Source organism: Streptomyces sp. CRN 30 (assembly GCF_034105845.1).
On sequence record NZ_JAVRHI010000284.1, the window covers coordinates 1 to 16,948 of the forward strand.

Genomic DNA, 16,948 nt, shown 5'->3' on the forward strand with positions numbered 1-16,948 from the left:
GGGCCGCCGCCGACCGCGCGCTGGCCGGCCCCTCGCGGCGGCTGCTCGCCTTCGACGGCCGGGGCACGGGCCGGGTCACCGAGGTCTTCGGCGACCTCGCCCGCGCCGAACGGGTCGCCGTCCTCGTCCCCGGCTCGGACACGGGCATCGACACCTACGGCCGTTTCCGCGCGGGCGCGCTCGCCCTGCGCGACCGGCTCGTGCGGGACGGCGACGTGCCCACCGCGGTCGTGGCCTGGCTGGGGTACGAGACACCGGGCACGGTCAGCACCGCGGTCACCACGACGGGCCGCGCGGAGGAGGCCGCGCCGGAGCTGCGCGCGTTCGTCGCCGCGCTGCGCGGGGTGACGGCCCCCGGCGCCCGCGTCTCCCTCCTCTGCCACTCCTACGGCACGGTCGTGTGCGCCCGCGCGGCCGACGGCCCGGGTGTCTCCGACATCGTGTTCCTCGGCAGCCCCGGCACCGGCGCCGACACCGCCGCCGGTCTGCGCTCCGGCGCCCGGATCTGGGCGGCGCGCTCCACCGGCGACTGGATCGCGGACGTCCCGCACGTCAGCGCCGACCTGTTCGGCACCACCGTCGGCTTCGGCACCGACCCGCTCTCCCCGGCCTACGGGGCGCGGGTCTTCGCGGCCGGGGACGGCGGCCACAGCGACTACTTCGACCCCGCGTCCCCGTCCCTGGCGAACCTCGCCCGGATCGTGCTGGGCCGCGTCACGGAGGTGACCCATGACTGAGCCGGCCGCACCGGGCGGGTTCCGCGCGCGGATCGACGCCGCCACCCCCGCCGGCCGGGACCGCGCCGTGGACGCCCTGCGCGCCGCCGCGATCCTCGGCGTCGTCCTCGGCCACTGGCTGGTGACGGCGCTGGTCACCGACTCCACCGCCCTGCGCGCGGCGAGCCCCCTGGGGGAGCTGCCCCGACTGGCGCCGGTCTCCTGGGTGTTGCAGACCCTCGCGGTGTTCTTCCTGGTCGGCGGCTACGTCGCCACCCGGTCCCACGCCGCCGCCCGTGCCCGCCGCACGTCCTACGGACGCTGGCTGACCGCCCGTACGGCCCGGCTGTTCCGGCCCGTCGGGGCCGTCCTCGCGCTGTGGACGGTGGTGACCGTCCTGCTCCTGCTGACCGGCGCGGACCCGGTGACCGTCCGCACGCTGGTGAAACTGGCCCTCTCCCCGCTGTGGTTCCTGCTGGTCTTCGCCGCGCTGACGGCGGCGACGCCGCTGCTGGCCCGGCTGCACCCGCTGTGGCCGCTGGCCGTCGTCCTCCACGTGGACCTGCTGCGGTTCGGGCTCGGCGCCCCCGCCTGGCTGGGCTGGATCAACCTGGCGGCGGGCTGGCTGGTGCCGTACGCCCTCGGCGCGGCCTGGGCGCGCGGCGAACTGGAGCGCCGCCGCGCTGGAGTGCTGCTCCTGCTGGGCGGTACGGCGGTCACGGCGGCGCTCGTGGCCTGGGCGGGCTACCCCGCCTCGATGGTCGGCGTCCCGGGCGCACCGGTGTCCAACCTGAACCCGCCGACGCTGGCCGCCGTCACCTTCGGCCTCGCCCAGTGCGGTGCGGCGCTGCTGCTGCGGGGGCCGCTGCGCCGGGCGATGCGGCGGCCGACGGTGTGGGCGGGGGTAGCGCTCACCAATCTCTCCGCGATGACGGTCTTCCTCTGGCACCAGACGGCCCTGATGGCGACCACGGCCACCGGTCTCCTCGCGGGCCGCCTGCCCGGTCTGCACACCCGTCCCGACGGCGCGGTCTGGATCGCGGCGCGGGTGGGGTGGCTGCCGGTGTTCGCGGTGGTGCTGGGCGGCTGCGTGGCGGCGTTCGGCGCCGTCGAGCGCGGGAGGCCCAGGCGCCACCGTTCGCCTGCCGTGCGGGTGTCCACGGCGGAGACGCCGCGGGCGGCACGTTCTAGGGTGGACGCGTGATGCGGTGGGGGAGGGGACGCGTCGCGGACCGTGCCGTCGGCCGCGTCCGGCGCGGTCTCGGTGTGCTGCGCGAGGATCTGTGGACGGTGCGGGCGGATCCGCTGCCGCCCTCCGTGTGGCTGCGGTGGCTGCCGCACGCTGTCGTGTGCATGTCGGCCTTCGGGGTGCTGACGGGCGGGCTGGGGCACCTCCAGGACAGCGCGGGGCAGGGCTTCGGGGGCGCGTTCCTGATCGTCGCGTGCCAGAGCGGCGCCATGGTCCTGGCGCTGTGGCGGCCGGTCCCCGCGTGGTGGCTGTCGACGACAGCCTCGGCCGTGGGCGCGGTGATCCTGCTGGAGTCACTGAGGCCCGGCGGTACGGCCGTGGGGTTCACCTGGCCGTGGACGCCTGCCGGTCTCGTCGCCCAGGTCTTCGTCCTGCTCCTCCTCGCGCTGCGGGTCCGTACCCGCGTCGCCGCCGAGGCGTTGGCGCTGACGGCCCTGGTGACCTGGTTCTGCGAGGGCGTCTGGGGGGACCGTGAACACCAGTCGACCGCCGTGGTGGCGATCGCCGTGTCGGCGGCCGTCGTGGTGCTCGGCACGGCCCTGCGCGGGCGCCGTGAGGCCCGTGCGGCACTCGCCGAGCAGACGACGCTGACCGCCGAGGAGCGGGCCCGCCGCACGGTCCTCGAAGAGCGCAGCCGCATCGCCCGCGAGCTGCACGACGTGGTCGCCCACCACATGTCCGTCATCTCCATCCAGGCGCAGGTCGCCCCGCACCTCGTCGAGAACCCGCCGGACGAGCTGAGGGAGAACCTCGCCGGTATCCGGGAGAACGCGCTGGAGGCGCTGACCGAGCTGCGCCGGGTCCTCGGTGTGCTCCGCTCGGAGGCGCCCGGCGGCCCCGGCACCACGGACCCCGCCTCGCACACCCCGCAGCCCACCCTCGACCGGCTCGACGCGCTGGTGGAGAACACCCGGGCCGCCGGTCTGACGGTGACCGTCGAGGTGCGCGGCGAGCGGCGCCCGCTGACCCCCGGCGTGGAGCTGTCGGCGTACCGGATCGCGCAGGAGGCGCTGAGCAACGTCCTGCGGCACGCGCCCGGCGCGACGGCCCGGGTGCGGCTGGCCCACCTCCCGGGCGGCCTGCGCGTGGAGGTCGTCAACTCCCGCCCGGACCGCCCCTCGCCGCCGTCGCCGGGCGCCGGGCACGGCCTGCTCGGCATGCGGGAGCGGGCGGCGATGCTCGGCGGCACCCTGACCGCGCACGCGCTGCCGGACGGTGGCTACGAGGTCGCCGCGTTCCTGCCGGCGGACGGCACCGACACCTCCGCCCACCCGACCACCGAGGACGACGCATGACGATCCGGGTACTGATCGCCGACGACCAGCAGATGGTCCGCCAGGGGTTCACCGTGCTGCTGAACGCCCAGCCGGACATCGAGGTGACCGGTCAGGCGGTGAACGGCCTGGACGCGGTCGCCCAGGTCGCCGCGCTCGCCCCGGACGTCGTCCTGATGGACATCCGCATGCCGGAGCTGGGCGGCATCGAGGCCACCCGCCGCATCACCCGGACGCACCCCGGCATCCGCGTCCTGGTGCTGACCACCTTCGACCTCGACGAGTACGTCTACGAGGCACTGCACGCGGGCGCCTCCGGCTTCCTCCTGAAGGACGCCTCCGCCGACCAGCTCGCCGAGGCGGTCCGGGTGGTCGCCGCCGGGGACGCGCTGCTCGCGCCGAACATCACCCGGCGCCTGATCACCGAGTTCTCCCGGCTGCGGGAGCGCCCCCGCACCCCGCTGAAGGACCGCGTCGGCGACCTGACCGAGCGGGAGACGGAGGTGCTGGCGCTGATCGCGGAGGGACTGTCGAACGCGGAGATCGCCGTGCGGCTGGTCGTCGCCGAGCAGACGGTGAAGACGCACGTGGGCCGCATCCTGGTCAAGCTGGGCCTGCGGGACCGCACGCAGGCGGCGGTCTACGCGTACGAGTGCGGGCTGGTCCGGCCCTCCGGATACTGACGGGGGCGGGTAGTACCTGAGACGGACCCGTGAGGACCGTCCTCGCTGCGGACGACGGGACGGCGGCCGTCCCCCTACGGTTTCGTACGTGACCGAGACGACCCAGACACCGTCCTCGCCGCCGGGCAGCCCGGAGGCGAGGTTCGCCGCGAGCGCCCTGCGCGGGCTGCGGCAGGACCTGATACACGACGCCTTCGCCTACCGTCCGCTGCCCCGCGCGCGTACCGACGGCGCGTTCGCCCGCAGGCTGCCGGGGCGGCTGCGGGAGTACGCGGAGTGGACCCCGCACGCCGTCGTGGTCCTGGCCGGGCTGCTCGCCATGGCGGTCTCCTACGGCGGGACGACCAGCGGCGGCGTCACGGAGTCGCTGAACGCCGCGCTCGCCCTGATCCCCGTCGTACTCACCCTCGTACGGCCCGTCGGCGCGTTCTGGGTGTCGCTGGCGGCGGCGCCGGTCACCGTGCTGTTCGCCGAGGCATGGGACGGATGGCCCTGGTCGCCCGGGAGTTTCGCCTCCCACCTGATCGTGCTGACGGTGGTGGCGCTGCGCACCCGGCCGCGTACGGCGGCCTGGATGTGGCTGCTCACCGCCTTCTACAGCGTCGGCGCGGACACGTTGCTCGGCAGGAACTACTACAACTCCAACAGCGGTCCGCTGATGGTCGTCGCTGCCCTCGTCCTCCTGGTGGTCGCCATGCGGCAGGTCCGCCGCGAGGCCGTGCAGGAGGTGACCGCCGAGCGGACGGTGACGGCCCACGAACGCTCCCGTCGCACGCTCCTTGAGGAGCGCACCACCATCGCCCGCGAACTGCACGACGTCGTCGCGCACCACATGTCGGTGGTCGCCATCCAGGCGGAGGCGGCGCCGTACCGGGTGGAGAACCCGCCGCCGGAGCTGGAGCGGGCGTTCGCCACGATCCGCGAGAACGCGGTGGCGGCGCTGACGGAACTCCGCCGGGTCCTCGGAGTGGTCCGCGCGGAGGACTACGAAGCGCCCGACGCCCCGCAGCCGACCCTCGCCGACCTGGAGGCGCTGCTGGCCAACGTCCGCGACACCGGCCTGGACGTCACGAGGACGACGACGGGCGCGGTACGGGAACTGCCGCCCGGTGTGGAGCTGTCGGCGTACCGGATCGTGCAGGAGGCGCTGAGCAACACGTTGCGGCACGCGCCGGGCGCGAGTGCGCGGGTGGAGGTGGCGTACGTCCTCGGCGGCCTGGGCCTGCGCGTGGTCAACGGCCCGGTGCCCGCGACGTCCCTGGTCAAGCCGTCCCCGGGCGCCGGACACGGCGTGACCGGGATGCGGGAGCGGGTGTCGATGCTGAACGGTGAGATGACGGCCGGAGTGACGGACGACGGCGGCTACGAGGTGGCGGTGTTCCTGCCCGTGGCCCGGGTCGACGACGTGGACGACAAGGGTGACGCATGACGATCCGCGTACTGATCGCCGACGACCAGATGATGGTCCGCGAGGGTTTCTCCGTCCTCCTCAACGCGATGCCGGACATCGAGGTGGTGGGCGAGGCGGTCAACGGCCGGGAGGCCGTGGAGAAGGTCCGGGAACTGACCCCGGACGTCGTCCTGATGGACATCCGCATGCCGGAACTGAACGGTATCGAGGCGACGCGAGAGATCGTCGCCTCCGACACCGCCTCGAAGGTGCTGGTCCTCACCACCTTCGACCTCGACGAGTACGTGTACCAGGCGCTGCGCGCGGGAGCGTCGGGGTTCCTCCTGAAGGACGCGTCGGCCCGCCAACTCGCGGACGGGGTACGAGTGGTGGCGTCGGGTGAGGCGCTGCTGGCCCCGTCCGTCACCCGCCGTCTGATCACCGAGTTCTCGAAGCTGGTCGAGGTCCCGCGCATGATGCCGGCGGCGCACGCGGCCTACGGCGACCTCACCGACCGCGAGACGGAGGTCCTGGTGCTGATCGCGCAGGGACTGTCCAACGCGGAGATCGCCGAGCGGCTGGTGGTGGCGGAGTCGACCATCAAGACCCACGTCAGCCGCGTCCTGGTCAAGCTGGGCCTGCGCGACCGCACGCAGGCGGCGGTCTTCGCCTACGAGGCGAGGCTGGTCACCCCTGGCTGACCCAGCTCGCACCACACGTACTTCCCCCGATTCCCGAACCGGGACAGCGGCTGCCACCCCCACAGGTCGGAACAGGCCCGGACGAGGGCAAGCCCTCTGCCGTCCTCGGCGTCGACTCCGGCCGCGTCGGTCCGTGCGGGCGGCGGCTCGGGATCGGTGTCCCAGGCCCCGATCCGCAACACCCGCCCCGACCAGCACACCCGCAGAGCGGCGGGCCCCTTCGTGTGCAGAACGGCATTGGTCACCAACTCCGCCGCGAGCAACTCGGCGACGTCGACGAGGCGGATCAGCCCATGAACGGTGAGGATGAGCCGAAGAGTCCGCCGACTGACGGTGACGGCCCGGTGGTCGTTGGGGATGTAGAGGGAGTACTCCCAGGGTTCGGACTCATTTTCGGGCATGGCTGACTCCTGAGGAGAGCAGGGAGGAAGTGAGGAGCCCGGTGGCGGTGTCGCTACGGTCATGGCAGGACAGAGCGGTGCACTTCCGGCGCCCCGAGGTGTCGAGGTGTGTGCGTTGCGTCACTGAAGGTAGGGCAACAAATGTCGCCAGAGCAACAGGTTGCCGTACTCTGGCACTCGAAAGAGCACGCGTTGAGGGGGACGGATGCCGCTGAGGAGCCACGCCACCAAGCGACAGGTGCGTCTGGGGACGGAGCTACGGCGCTTGCGTGAGGCGGCTGGGCTGAAAGCCCGCGAGGTAGCCGGCCTGCTCAACTCGACCTCCACCCAGATCAGTCAGATGGAACTGGGCTTCGCCGGGGTCAGCGAGGAACGAGTGCGTCGACTCGCGGCCCACTACGCCTGCACGGACGAGGCGTACGTGGACGCTCTTGTCGCTATGGCGACGGACCGTACGCGTGGTTGGTGGGAGGAGTACCGGGGAGTTCTGCCGCCGGTGTTTCAGGACACTGCTGAGACTGAGCACCACGCAACGTTCCTGCGAGAAACCGTAGTCACGCATGTGCCCGGCCTGTTGCAGACCGTTGACTACGCCCGCGCTGTGTATGCGTATGTGCATCCCGGCCTGCCTGAGAGCGAGCTGGCTCCTCGTGTGGAACATCGGATGAAGCGCCGTTCAGTGCTCGTTGGTGAGCGCGTGACGCCGTACGAGACTCTGATCCACGAGTGCGCACTCCGTGTTCGCGTGGCGGACCGAGATGTCTCTCGGGCTCAGCTGCAAGAGATTCTTGATCAGATCGAGCGAGGCCACGCCACCGTGAGGGTCATTCCATTCGATCGAGACGGCTTCGGCGGTGCGGGAATTTCGATGATGTACGCGGGGGGACCGATGCCTCAGTTGGACACCTGCCTTCGGGACGCTCCCACCGGCGTTGCCTTCATCGACGCCGACGCGCAGCTACAGCAGTTGCGAACGCTGTTTTCTAGAATGCAGAGGGCGTCGTTGGCTCCGACCGCGTCGCGGAATTTCATCCACCGTTTGGCGAAGGAACTGTGAGGCGAGACATGACGGAAGCCGTGCGTTGGCGTAAGTCCACGTACTCCGGTGGCGGCGACGGTGATACCTGCGTCGAGATCGCGGAGTCGGACACTCACATAGCCGTCCGCGACTCCAAGGCCCCTGCAAGGGCCACCCTCCGCATTCCCGCCGCTTCCTTCGCTTCCTTCGTCGAGGCCGTGAAGCATGATCTCGGGCGGGGGAGTCACGATGGATTGGCGTAAATCCACGTACTCTGGCGGCGGTGAAGGTAACTCCTGTGTTGAGATCGCGGGGTCGGCCACCCGCGTAGCCATCCGCGACTCCAAGGCACCAGATCGTGTCATGCTCTCGGTCCGTGCCTCGTCGTTCGTGATTTTCGTGGAGTCCGTGAAGCGGGACTCCGAGCGGAGGAGCCGTGATGCAATGGCGTAAGTCGACATACTCCGGCGGTGGTGAGGGCAACACCTGCGTCGAGATCGCTCCCCTGGCCGAACTGGTCGCGGTCCGCGACTCCAAGGCCCCGGTAAGGGCCACCCTCTCCTTCCCCACCCCCGCCTTCACCGCCCTCGTCGAGGGCCTGAAACGGCACCCCTGGTCAGAGGCGAACACCCCGCGTTAGCGTCGCCGCATGACCGCCTTCGACCCCTGGGACCCGGCGTTCCTCGCCGACCCCTACCCCGCCTACGCCGCACTCCGTGCGCAGGGCCGGGTGCTCTACTACGAGCCCACCGACCAGTGGCTCGTCCCGCACCACGCGGACGTCTCCGCCCTGCTGAGGGACCGCCGCCTGGGGCGGACGTACACGCACCGGTACACGCACGAGGAGTTCGGGCGGACCCCGCCCGACCCCGCGCACGAGCCGTTCCACACCCTCAACGACCACGGCATGCTGGATCTGGAGGCGCCGGACCACACCCGCATCCGGCGCCTCGTCTCGAAGGCGTTCACGCCGCGCACGGTCGAGCGGCTCCAGCCGTACGTGGACGGGCTGGCCGGCGACCTCGTCGACCGTCTCGTCGCGAACGGCGGCGGCGATCTGCTCACCGACGTCGCCGAGCCGCTCCCCGTCGCGGTCATCGCCGAGATGCTCGGCATCCCGGAGAGCGACCGGGCCCCGCTGCGGCCCTGGTCGGCCGACATCTGCGGCATGTACGAGCTGAACCCCTCCGAGGAGACGGCGACGCGGGCGGTACGCGCCTCCGTCGAGTTCACCGCGTACCTGCGCGACCTGATCGCCGCCCGCCGCAAGGAACCCGGCGACGACCTGATCTCGGGGCTGATCGCCGCGCACGATGAGGACGACGACCGTCTCACCGAGCAGGAGATGATCTCGACCTGCGTGCTGCTGCTCAACGCCGGTCACGAGGCGACGGTGAACTCGACCGTCAACGGCTGGCTGGCCCTGTTCCGCAACCCCGACCAGCTCGCCGCGCTCCGCGCCGACCACTCCCTCGTGCCCACCGCCGTCGAGGAGCTGATGCGCTACGACACCCCGCTCCAGCTCTTCGAACGGTGGGTGCTGGACGACATCGAGATCGACGGGACGACAGTCCCGAGGGGCGCGGAGATCGCGATGCTCTTCGGCTCCGCCAACCATGACGAGACGGTCTTCACCGACCCCACCCGCCTCGACCTGACCCGCCGCGACAACCCGCACATCTCCTTCAGCGCCGGCATCCACTACTGCATCGGCGCCCCCCTGGCCCGTATCGAGCTGGCGGCGTCCATGCGGGCGCTGCTCGAAAGGGCCCCGGGGCTGGAACTCGCCGCGGAACCGGAACGCAAGCCGAACTTCGTCATCCGGGGCCTGGAAGGACTGCCGGTGCGGCTGGGGTGACCTCGGGCTATGGCCGGTTCCCGTCGTGCCGAGGCCACGGTTCCGGCGCACTCTGACGCTGTCCGCGGACCCTTCCCTCACGCTTCCAGCGAAAGATTCCGGAGGGCTCTGTATGAGCAACGCCGAGTTCCGCCCCGGCACGCCGCAGGCGAAGATCTACCGCAACCAGGCCTGGACCTCGGGCAACGGCCGTGCCGTCCTGCGGCTGCAGGAGGACGGCAACTTCGTCCTGTACAAGGACAACAAGGCGGCCTGGCAGGGCGCGGGCTCCTACCCGTCGGGCCAGTACGCGGTCATGCAGGACGACGGCAACCTCGTCGTCTACGCCGAGGGCGACAAGCCCGTATGGGCCTCCAACACCAACGGCAACTACGGCGCCGTCCTCGTGGTGCAGGACGACTGCAACGTCTGCCTGTACGTCTCGGGCCGGCCCATCTGGGCCACCAACACGGCGGGCTGACACCGTCTCCCGGCCCGGTCCCGCCCAGGGCCGGACCGGGTTCCGCCCGACCCTCCTCACCCGGGCAGCGTCAGCGCCCACGCCCCTTCCCGCACGTGCCACGTCCGAGTGCCCACCGGGCCGGAGACCACCGCGTCCGCCCGGTAGCGGAAGTGCGCGCCCGAGACGGTCACGCTCCGGCCCGCCGCGAGCAGCGGGGACGCCTCCGCGCCGACCGACACCGGCCGCACCTCCACCTCGGCCACCCCGGGCGCTCCCGGCACCAGCGACACCGCCTCGACCGGCTGGTCCAGGTCGACCAGCGTCACCCCGTCGACCTCCACCCGCAGCCGCGCCGGTCCGCCGCCGTTCACCGGGCCGGGCCGCGCGCCGCGGGAGGCCGCCAGCGTCCGTACGAAGGACTGGCAGGTCCGCAGCCAGGGCCGTACCGCGTGCTTCCCCTCCCGGGGGTCCTCCGCCCCGGTGCCGCCCGGGTCCGCCGGGCCCAGCGGCGGGATGCCCACCGCGCCGAGCACCACGCCGTCGCTGTCGTCGACGAGGAGGTCCAGGCGCCGCTCGGAGCCGTCCAGCACCGCCCGCGCCGCGGCCACCGCCCCTGAGGGCACCCCGAGGGCGCGGGACAGCTCCTGCTCCGGGCCGACCGGCACCAGGGACAGCGCGCAACCGGCCAGCTCGCGGTGGCGGTGCAGCAGGGCCACGGTGCGCAGCAGCGCCCGGTCGTCGCCGACCACGACCGGACGCCGCGACCCCCGTCGGCCGAGCACCCGGGCGAACTCCTCCGGGCCCTCCGGCAGACAGACCTTCGTGTGCGTCGCACCCGCTCTGAGCACGTCTTTCGCGATCCGGACCGACTCGCCGTCCACCTGCCGGGCAGCCGGATCGACGACCACCAGAAGCTGATCGGGCGTCGCGGATGATGTCGCGGAAGTCGCCACCTCGGCCATGCCTCGCTTCCTCGGGTAGCATCTTTGTGCAAGAGCCCCTTGCGCTATTGCGCCAGGGGCTTCGTCTATACCGGGGCACCCGGTCCGACGGTTGGCGGCCGACGACGGTCGCGGTGCACGCGGCATCGAACCCTTTCGCGTTCGCCCTCGACCTTGGACATGCCCCGCCCGGAAGGGGTGTACGCGCGTGCCCGCACTTGTGCTGCTCGGTGCTCAGTGGGGTGACGAAGGCAAGGGAAAGGCGACGGACCTGCTCGGCGGATCCGTCGACTATGTGGTGCGCTACCAGGGCGGCAACAACGCCGGCCACACGGTGGTCGTGGGCGACCAGAAGTACGCCCTGCATCTGCTCCCTTCCGGGATTCTCTCCCCCGGCTGCACGCCGGTCATCGGCAACGGTGTCGTCATCGACCCGTCGGTCCTGTTCTCCGAGCTGAGCGGGCTGAACGAGCGAGGCGTCGACACGTCGAAGCTCCTGATCAGCGGCAATGCTCACATCATCACGCCGTACAACGTCACCGTCGACAAGGTGACCGAGCGCTTCCTGGGCAAGCGCAAGATCGGCACCACCGGCCGCGGCATCGGCCCGACCTACGCCGACAAGATCAACCGGGTCGGCATCCGGGTGCAGGACCTCTACGACGAGTCGATCCTCACCCAGAAGGTCGAGGCGGCGCTCGACGTCAAGAACCAGATGCTCACCAAGCTCTACAACCGCCGGGCCATCGCCACCGGCCAGGTCGTGGAGGAGCTGCTGCAGTACGCGGAGAAGCTGCGCCCGTACGTCGCCGACACGGTCCTGCTTCTGAACCAGGCCCTTGAGGACGACAAGGTGGTCCTCTTCGAGGGCGGCCAGGGCACGCTGCTCGACATCGACCACGGCACGTACCCCTTCGTGACCTCGTCGAACCCGACCGCCGGCGGTGCCTGCACCGGTGCCGGCGTGGGCCCGACGAAGATCAGCCGGGTCATCGGCATCCTCAAGGCGTACACGACCCGCGTCGGCGCCGGCCCGTTCCCGACGGAGCTGTTCGACGAGGACGGCGAGGCGCTGCGCCGCATCGGCGGCGAGCGCGGTGTGACCACCGGCCGGGACCGCCGCTGCGGCTGGTTCGACGCGGTGATCGCCCGTTACGCGACGCGCGTGAACGGCCTGACGGACTTCTTCCTCACCAAGCTGGACGTCCTGACCGGCTGGGAGCAGATCCCGGTCTGCGTCGCGTACGAGATCGACGGCAAGCGCGTCGAGGAGCTGCCGTACTCGCAGTCCGACTTCCACCACGCGAAGCCGGTCTACGAGACGCTCCCCGGCTGGTCCGAGGACATCACCAAGGCCAAGTCCTTCGACGACCTGCCGAAGAACGCGCAGCAGTACGTCAAGGCCCTGGAGGAGATGTCCGGCGCCCCGATCTCCGCGATCGGCGTGGGTCCGGGCCGGGACGAGACGATCGAGATCAACTCGTTCCTCTGAGCCCGGTCCCGGGACGGCTGTCCGGTGTAGTCACCGGACAGTCGTGACCGGACAGTCGTGACCGGTCAGCTGAAGACGATCATCGAACCCTGCGCCAGACTGCGCGTCGCCGCCGCGTGCAGGCCCAGCCACACGTGCCGCTCGCGCGCGAAGGGGCTGGGGTCGTACGGCGCCGGGGCCGCGCGCTCCTCCAGCTCCGTCGGACCGGTGGGCGGCACCGGGGCCGCCGGGGGATTGGCGGGGTCGATGCCGAGGGCCGGGGCCACGGACTCCAGTTCGCGCAGCAGGGCGTGGGAGGAGCCGAGCGGGCCGCCGCCGGCGAGGAGTTCGTCGTTGGCCAGGGGGTGCGGGAAGTCCACGGGGACGTACGCGCCCGCGTGGTCGTAGTGCCAGACCAGATGCGACTGCTGGGCCGTCGTCTCGAACATCTCCAGCAACTGCTCGTAGTCGCCGCCCAGTTCGTCGACCGGCGTCACCGGCAGGCCGCACAGCCCCAGCAGGTGCGCGCGGCGCAGGAAGTGCAGGGCGTCGTAGTCGAAACCGGCGACCGGCGCGACCTCACCGGAGAGACCCGGCATGTACGGGAAGACCGGCACGGGCGGCAGCCCGGCCTCGGCGAGCACCTTGTCGTACTGCGCTAGTTCCTCGGCGAAGGGATTGTCCGGGGTGTGGCACAAGATGTCGACGAGCGGTACCAGCCACAGGTCACAGGCCAAAAGAGGGCTCCTCACACAGCACGGTGGTACTCGGCACGGTGTTGGTCAGGGAAGGGTAGTCGGTGCGGCGGGAGGGCGGCTCCCCCCGCGGGACCCCCGTGCACAACCCATACCCATGTGCGCGCCCCCGACGCGGTGGTGCGCCGACGGTCCGCGCGCCGTGGTGCGCTCCGGCCATCCGCCGGTGAGGCGGGCGGGACGTCCGCCGGTGGCGCGTGCGGGCCATCCGCCGGTGAGGCGGGCGGGGCGTCCGCCGGTGGCGCGTGCGGGTCATCCGCCGGTGAGGCGTTCGATGAGGGTGAGCGAGTGCGTGTTGTACGCGGTGACGAGCGCGCGGGCGGTCTCGGCGTCGCGGCCGACGAGCGCGTCGACCAGTTCGGTGTGCCCGGACCACAGGGCGCCGCGGAGGTCCGCGAGGCGGCGCAGGTGCTGCACCGTGCAGACCCAGCTCTGCACGCGCAGCCGGTGCAGGAAGTCGGAGAGGTAGGCGTTGCCGAAGAGGGCGCCGAGTTCACGCCAGAACCGCAGGTCGTAGCCGATGAGCACGGTGAGGTCACCGGCGTTGGCGGCGCGCTGCGCCTCCTCGCCGCGGCGCCGGACGCCCGCGAGGGCCGCGGTCAGCCGCTGCTCGTCACCGGGCGCGATGTCCGCGAGCCCGGCGGCCAGCGCCTGGAACATCCCGTCGGTGACCAGGCGGCGGGCCTCGATCATGCCGCGGAAGTCGGCGAAGGAGTACTCGTGGACGCGGAAGCCGCGGTGCTGGTCGGCGTCGAGCAGCCCCTGCGCGGAGAGGTCGACCAGGGCCTCGCGGACCGGCGTCGCGGAGACCCCGTACTGCTCGGCGATCTCCTTGACGGTGAACTCCTGGCCCGGCTGGAGCCGCCCGGCCAGCACCTCGTCGCGGAGCGCGTCGGCGATCTGCTGCCGCAGGGTGCTGCGCGTCACGGCGCCGTTGCCGCTGGGGCCGGGCATGGTCGGGCGTCTCCTCGTCGCGTGCGGCGGCGTGCGCGTGAAGGTCCGGACCGCCGCGCACGAATATGTGTACGAGCACGCCACCTTACGCGTTCGCGGCCCGTCCCCGCCCTGCCGAGGACGGGCCGCTACCCGCCGCTGACGTGCGGCTACGCGGTGTGCTCGGCGGGTGCGGCCGCCGGCTGCCCGGCCGCCGCCGACGCCGGCTGCCCGGCCGCCGTGGTGTACCGGTCCGCCACGGACAGCGCGGTGTCGAGGGCCGCCAGCCCCTCCTTCAGCTCGGCCTCGCCGATGGTGCACGGCGGCACGACGTGGGTGCGGTTCATGTTCACGAACGGCCACAGCCCGTGTGCCTTGGCGGAGGCGGCGAAGGCGGCCATCGGGGTGTTGTCGGCGCCGACGGCGTTGTACGGCACCAGCGGCTCCCGGGTTGCCCGGTCCTTCACCAGTTCCAGCGCCCAGAACATGCCGGTGCCGCGGACCTCGCCGACGCTCGGGTGGCGTGCGGCCAGCTCACGCAGGGCGGGCCCGAGGACGTCGGCGCCGAGCCGTGCCGCGTTCTCCACGATCCCCTCCTCGGCCATGACCTCCATCGTGGCGACGGCGGCGGCGCAGGCCAGCGGGTGCCCGGAGTACGTGAGCCCGCCCGGGTACGGCCGCTCGGCGAAGGTCTGCGCGATCTTCGGCGAGATGGCGACACCGCCGAGCGGCACGTACCCGGAGTTCACGCCCTTGGCGAAGGTCAGCAGGTCGGGCACCACGTCGTACAGGTCCGCCGCGAACCACGTACCGGTCCGCCCGAACCCGGCCATGACCTCGTCCAGGACGAAGACGATGCCGTACCTGTCGCAGATCTCCCGGACCCCGGCGAGGTACCCGGCGGGCGGCGGCATGATCCCGGCGGTCCCGGGGATCGTCTCCAGGATCACCGCGGCGACGGTGTCCGGCCCCTCGAAGGCGATCGTCGTCTCCAGGTGCTCCAGGGCCCGCGCGCACTCCTGCTCCTCGGTCTCGGCGTAGAAGCGCGACCGGTAGAGGAACGGCGCCCAGAAACGCGCGACCCCGGCGGTCCCCGTGTCGGACGCCCAGCGCCGCGGGTCGCCGGTGACGTTGACGGCCTGCTGGGTGCCGCCGTGGTACGAGCGGTACGCCGACAGCACCTTCGGGCGGCCGGTGTGCAGCCGCGCCATCCGCAGCGCGTGCTCGACGGCGTCCGCCCCCGCGTTGGTGAAGAAGATCTTGTCCAGGTCGCCGGGCGTCCGCTCGGCGACCATCCGCGCCGCCTCCGACCGTGCCTCAACGGCGAAGGCGGGCGCGAACGTCGTCATCCGCGCCGCCTGCTCCTGGATCGCGGCGACGACCTTCGGGTGCTGGTAGCCGATGTTGGTGAAGACGAGACCGCTGGCGAAGTCGAGGTACCGCTTCCCCTCGTAGTCCCAGAAGTACGATCCCTCGGCCCCGGCGACGGCGAGCGGATCGATGAGTTCCTGCGCGGACCAGGAGTGGAAGACATGAGCGCGGTCGGCGGCCTTGACGGCGGCACCGTCACGGGGGCTGGGCTGAGGCAGAGGGGTCATGGAGGGAGAGCGTAGGCGGCGGGGGGAGCGGGCCGGCATGGGCGTTCTGTCCGCGCGTCGGGCCCTTTCGCGACAGGATGTCGACGACGTTCCGTTCCCGCGCCGGTACGAGCTGTTACGGAACCGTCGAGGCCGTAGGACGGTCCGGCACCCAACTCGCCACTATCCTCGGTCTGTTGCTGTTGCTCACGTTCGGGGGAAGGCGGCGCAACGATGGAGAAGCTGGCGGTGGGGGACCCGCAGCGCATCGGTGTCTACCGGCTGCTGGCGCGGCTCGGTGCGGGTGGCATGGGGCACGTGTACGTGGCCCGGTCCGACCGGGGGCGCACGGTCGCGGTGAAGCTGGTCCGGGAGGAACTCGCGGAGCGGGAGGAGTTCCGGGAGCGGTTCCGGCAGGAGGTCGAGGCCGCCCGGCGGGTCGGCGGCTACTGGACGGCGCCGGTGCTCGACGCCGACACCGAGGCCGCCGTGCCCTGGGTCGCCACCGGGTACGTCGCCGGGCCCACCCTCCAGCAGGTCGTCGGGCACGACCACGGCGCGCTGCCCGAGCGGTCGGTCCGCATCCTCGCGGCCGGGCTCGCCCATGCGCTCCAGGACATCCACGCCGCCGGGATCGTCCACCGCGACCTCAAGCCGTCCAACGTGCTGGTCACCATCGACGGCCCCCGCGTCATCGACTTCGGCATCGCGCGGGCCCTGGAGACCGTGACCGACGGGGGCCTGACGCGGACCGGCGCGCTCGTCGGCTCGCCCGGCTTCATGGCCCCCGAGCAGGTCCGCGGCGACCGTCTCACCCCCGCGTGCGACGTCTTCTGCCTCGGCTCGGTCCTCGCGTACGCCGCGACCGGCGCCCTTCCCTTCGGCACGGACAACAGCGGTGTGCACGCCCTGATGTTCCGCATCGCGCAGGAGGAACCGGAGCTGAGCCGGGTGCCGGAGGGTATCGCCGACCTGGTCCGCGACTGTCTGCGCAAGGACCCGGCGGCCCGCCCCTCCCTGGACGCCGTCCTGGCCCGCACGGGCGCGGAGGACACCGTCGCCGACGGCCGCTCCCGCGACCCCTGGCTGCCGGGGGCACTGGTGGCCCAGCTGGGGCGGCACGCGGTGCGGCTGCTGGACACGGAGGACCCGGACGGTCCGAGGCCGACGGTCGGCGAGACACTGCCCCCGGACCACGCGCCGCCACCGACGGCCGGCGAGGCACTGTCCCCAAACCACGCGCCGCCACCCGGCGGCGAAGCCACCGCACCGGGCCCGGCCGTCCCCGGCCCGAGGGCCGGCGCACCCCGTGACTCCATGCCTGGCGCGCCCGGTGGCCCCGCGGCCGGAGCCGCCGGGCCGCCCCCGCCGGGGCAGCCCGGCGCCGGCGCGGCGGGGGCGGGCGCGGGTACGCCGGTGAATCACCTCCCCACGATGGTCGCGGGCGAGAGCACACCCACCCCACCACCCCCTGCCCCCGCCCCCGCCGGATACGGCTACCCGCAGCCGCAGCCGCAGCCGCAGCCGCAGTCGCGCTCC

The 16,948-nt window shown here is 72.3% G+C and carries 18 protein-coding genes and 1 pseudogene; 14 read left to right on the forward strand and 5 right to left on the reverse strand.

Annotation, left to right across the window (positions count from 1 at the left end; genetic code table 11):
• The 6 genes from UW392_RS30380 to UW392_RS30405 form a co-directional block, all read left to right on the forward strand.
• Nucleotides 1-737, forward strand: a 737-nt coding sequence (locus UW392_RS30380) for an alpha/beta hydrolase (RefSeq protein WP_320778359.1), incomplete at its 5' end; no start/stop codon positions are given.
• Nucleotides 730-1,920: an acyltransferase gene (locus tag UW392_RS30385; RefSeq protein WP_320778360.1), complete on the forward strand. Its 1,191-nt coding sequence runs from the start codon at nucleotides 730-732 to the stop codon at nucleotides 1,918-1,920. The genes UW392_RS30380 and UW392_RS30385, both read left to right, overlap by 8 nt.
• Nucleotides 1,920-3,260, forward strand: a complete 1,341-nt coding sequence (locus tag UW392_RS30390; RefSeq protein WP_320778376.1) for a sensor histidine kinase — start codon at nucleotides 1,920-1,922, stop codon at nucleotides 3,258-3,260. Before UW392_RS30385 ends, UW392_RS30390 begins: the two co-directional genes overlap by 1 nt.
• Entirely contained in the window at nucleotides 3,257-3,922 is a 666-nt protein-coding gene (locus UW392_RS30395) for a response regulator transcription factor (protein ID WP_320778361.1), read from the forward strand. The genes UW392_RS30390 and UW392_RS30395 overlap by 4 nt, the downstream gene beginning before the upstream one ends.
• 88 nt (nucleotides 3,923-4,010) lie before the next feature.
• Nucleotides 4,011-5,351, forward strand: coding sequence for a sensor histidine kinase (locus UW392_RS30400; protein WP_320778362.1), 1,341 nt, complete (start codon nucleotides 4,011-4,013; stop codon nucleotides 5,349-5,351).
• Entirely contained in the window at nucleotides 5,348-6,013 is a 666-nt protein-coding gene (locus tag UW392_RS30405; RefSeq protein ID WP_320778363.1) for a response regulator transcription factor, read from the forward strand. Before UW392_RS30400 ends, UW392_RS30405 begins: the two co-directional genes overlap by 4 nt.
• Here UW392_RS30405 and UW392_RS30410 read toward each other — a convergent pair.
• Nucleotides 5,983-6,414 (reverse strand): ATP-binding protein, encoded by a 432-nt coding sequence (locus UW392_RS30410; protein ID WP_320778364.1) that lies wholly within the window; start codon nucleotides 6,412-6,414, stop codon nucleotides 5,983-5,985. The two genes, UW392_RS30405 and UW392_RS30410, sit on opposite strands and share 31 nt — an antisense overlap.
• 205 nt (nucleotides 6,415-6,619) lie before the next feature.
• Between UW392_RS30410 and UW392_RS30415 the strand changes: the two genes are divergently transcribed.
• From UW392_RS30415 to UW392_RS30440, 6 genes are all read left to right on the forward strand, one after another.
• A complete protein-coding gene (locus UW392_RS30415; protein ID WP_320778365.1) occupies nucleotides 6,620-7,471 on the forward strand; it encodes a helix-turn-helix transcriptional regulator in 852 nt (283 codons plus the stop codon).
• An 8-nt stretch (nucleotides 7,472-7,479) separates the two neighbouring features.
• A complete protein-coding gene (locus tag UW392_RS30420; protein WP_320778366.1) occupies nucleotides 7,480-7,695 on the forward strand; it encodes a DUF397 domain-containing protein in 216 nt (71 codons plus the stop codon).
• Nucleotides 7,682-7,885 carry a DUF397 domain-containing protein gene (locus UW392_RS30425; RefSeq protein WP_320778367.1) on the forward strand — a complete coding sequence of 68 codons (204 nt, stop codon included), beginning with the start codon at nucleotides 7,682-7,684 and terminating at the stop codon, nucleotides 7,883-7,885. The genes UW392_RS30420 and UW392_RS30425 overlap by 14 nt, the downstream gene beginning before the upstream one ends.
• On the forward strand, nucleotides 7,872-8,072 hold the full coding sequence (locus UW392_RS30430; protein ID WP_320778368.1) for a DUF397 domain-containing protein: 201 nt from the start codon (nucleotides 7,872-7,874) through the stop codon (nucleotides 8,070-8,072). The genes UW392_RS30425 and UW392_RS30430 overlap by 14 nt, the downstream gene beginning before the upstream one ends.
• Before the next feature lie 9 nt (nucleotides 8,073-8,081).
• Nucleotides 8,082-9,290 (forward strand): cytochrome P450, encoded by a 1,209-nt coding sequence (locus tag UW392_RS30435; RefSeq protein ID WP_320778369.1) that lies wholly within the window; start codon nucleotides 8,082-8,084, stop codon nucleotides 9,288-9,290.
• A 112-nt stretch (nucleotides 9,291-9,402) separates the two neighbouring features.
• Nucleotides 9,403-9,750, forward strand: coding sequence for a hypothetical protein (locus UW392_RS30440; protein ID WP_320778370.1), 348 nt, complete (start codon nucleotides 9,403-9,405; stop codon nucleotides 9,748-9,750).
• Between the two features lie 56 nt (nucleotides 9,751-9,806).
• Here UW392_RS30440 and UW392_RS30445 read toward each other — a convergent pair whose 3' ends face one another.
• Nucleotides 9,807-10,694: a diacylglycerol kinase gene (locus UW392_RS30445; RefSeq protein WP_320778371.1), complete on the reverse strand. Its 888-nt coding sequence runs from the start codon at nucleotides 10,692-10,694 to the stop codon at nucleotides 9,807-9,809.
• A 187-nt stretch (nucleotides 10,695-10,881) separates the two neighbouring features.
• On the opposite strand from UW392_RS30445, the gene UW392_RS30450 reads away from it, so the two are divergent.
• On the forward strand, nucleotides 10,882-12,165 hold the full coding sequence (locus UW392_RS30450; RefSeq protein ID WP_320778372.1) for an adenylosuccinate synthase: 1,284 nt from the start codon (nucleotides 10,882-10,884) through the stop codon (nucleotides 12,163-12,165).
• Between the two features lie 65 nt (nucleotides 12,166-12,230).
• On the opposite strand, the gene UW392_RS30455 is transcribed toward UW392_RS30450, so the two are convergent.
• The 3 genes and pseudogenes from UW392_RS30455 to UW392_RS30465 form a co-directional block, all read right to left on the reverse strand.
• A complete protein-coding gene (locus tag UW392_RS30455) occupies nucleotides 12,231-12,881 on the reverse strand; it encodes a hypothetical protein (RefSeq protein ID WP_320778373.1) in 651 nt (216 codons plus the stop codon).
• 270 nt (nucleotides 12,882-13,151) lie between these two features.
• Nucleotides 13,152-13,853, reverse strand: a complete 702-nt coding sequence (locus UW392_RS30460; RefSeq protein ID WP_320778374.1) for a GntR family transcriptional regulator — start codon at nucleotides 13,851-13,853, stop codon at nucleotides 13,152-13,154.
• Between the two features lie 221 nt (nucleotides 13,854-14,074).
• Nucleotides 14,075-15,430: pseudogene (locus UW392_RS30465) on the reverse strand (aspartate aminotransferase family protein); the annotation flags it as partial.
• A gap of 213 nt (nucleotides 15,431-15,643) precedes the next feature.
• On the opposite strand from UW392_RS30465, the gene UW392_RS30470 reads away from it, so the two are divergent.
• On the forward strand, nucleotides 15,644-16,948 hold a 1,305-nt coding region (locus UW392_RS30470; protein WP_320778375.1), incomplete at its 3' end, for a serine/threonine-protein kinase.

Excerpts from the sequence above, each read along its gene's own strand:
- UW392_RS30430 (WP_320778368.1), top strand. The coding sequence starts at position 7,872 with ATGCAATGGCGTAAGTCGACATACTCCGGCGGTGGTGAGGGCAACACC.
- UW392_RS30385 (WP_320778360.1), top strand. The coding sequence starts at position 730 with ATGACTGAGCCGGCCGCACCGGGCGGGTTCCGCGCGCGGATCGACGCC.
- UW392_RS30405 (WP_320778363.1), top strand. The coding sequence starts at position 5,348 with ATGACGATCCGCGTACTGATCGCCGACGACCAGATGATGGTCCGCGAG.
- UW392_RS30435 (WP_320778369.1), top strand. The coding sequence starts at position 8,082 with ATGACCGCCTTCGACCCCTGGGACCCGGCGTTCCTCGCCGACCCCTAC.
- UW392_RS30390 (WP_320778376.1), top strand. The coding sequence starts at position 1,920 with ATGCGGTGGGGGAGGGGACGCGTCGCGGACCGTGCCGTCGGCCGCGTC.
- UW392_RS30410 (WP_320778364.1), bottom strand. The coding sequence starts at position 6,414 with ATGCCCGAAAATGAGTCCGAACCCTGGGAGTACTCCCTCTACATCCCC.
- UW392_RS30415 (WP_320778365.1), top strand. The coding sequence starts at position 6,620 with ATGCCGCTGAGGAGCCACGCCACCAAGCGACAGGTGCGTCTGGGGACG.
- UW392_RS30445 (WP_320778371.1), bottom strand. The coding sequence starts at position 10,694 with ATGGCCGAGGTGGCGACTTCCGCGACATCATCCGCGACGCCCGATCAG.
- UW392_RS30420 (WP_320778366.1), top strand. The coding sequence starts at position 7,480 with ATGACGGAAGCCGTGCGTTGGCGTAAGTCCACGTACTCCGGTGGCGGC.
- UW392_RS30440 (WP_320778370.1), top strand. The coding sequence starts at position 9,403 with ATGAGCAACGCCGAGTTCCGCCCCGGCACGCCGCAGGCGAAGATCTAC.
- UW392_RS30395 (WP_320778361.1), top strand. The coding sequence starts at position 3,257 with ATGACGATCCGGGTACTGATCGCCGACGACCAGCAGATGGTCCGCCAG.
- UW392_RS30425 (WP_320778367.1), top strand. The coding sequence starts at position 7,682 with ATGGATTGGCGTAAATCCACGTACTCTGGCGGCGGTGAAGGTAACTCC.
- UW392_RS30460 (WP_320778374.1), bottom strand. The coding sequence starts at position 13,853 with ATGCCCGGCCCCAGCGGCAACGGCGCCGTGACGCGCAGCACCCTGCGG.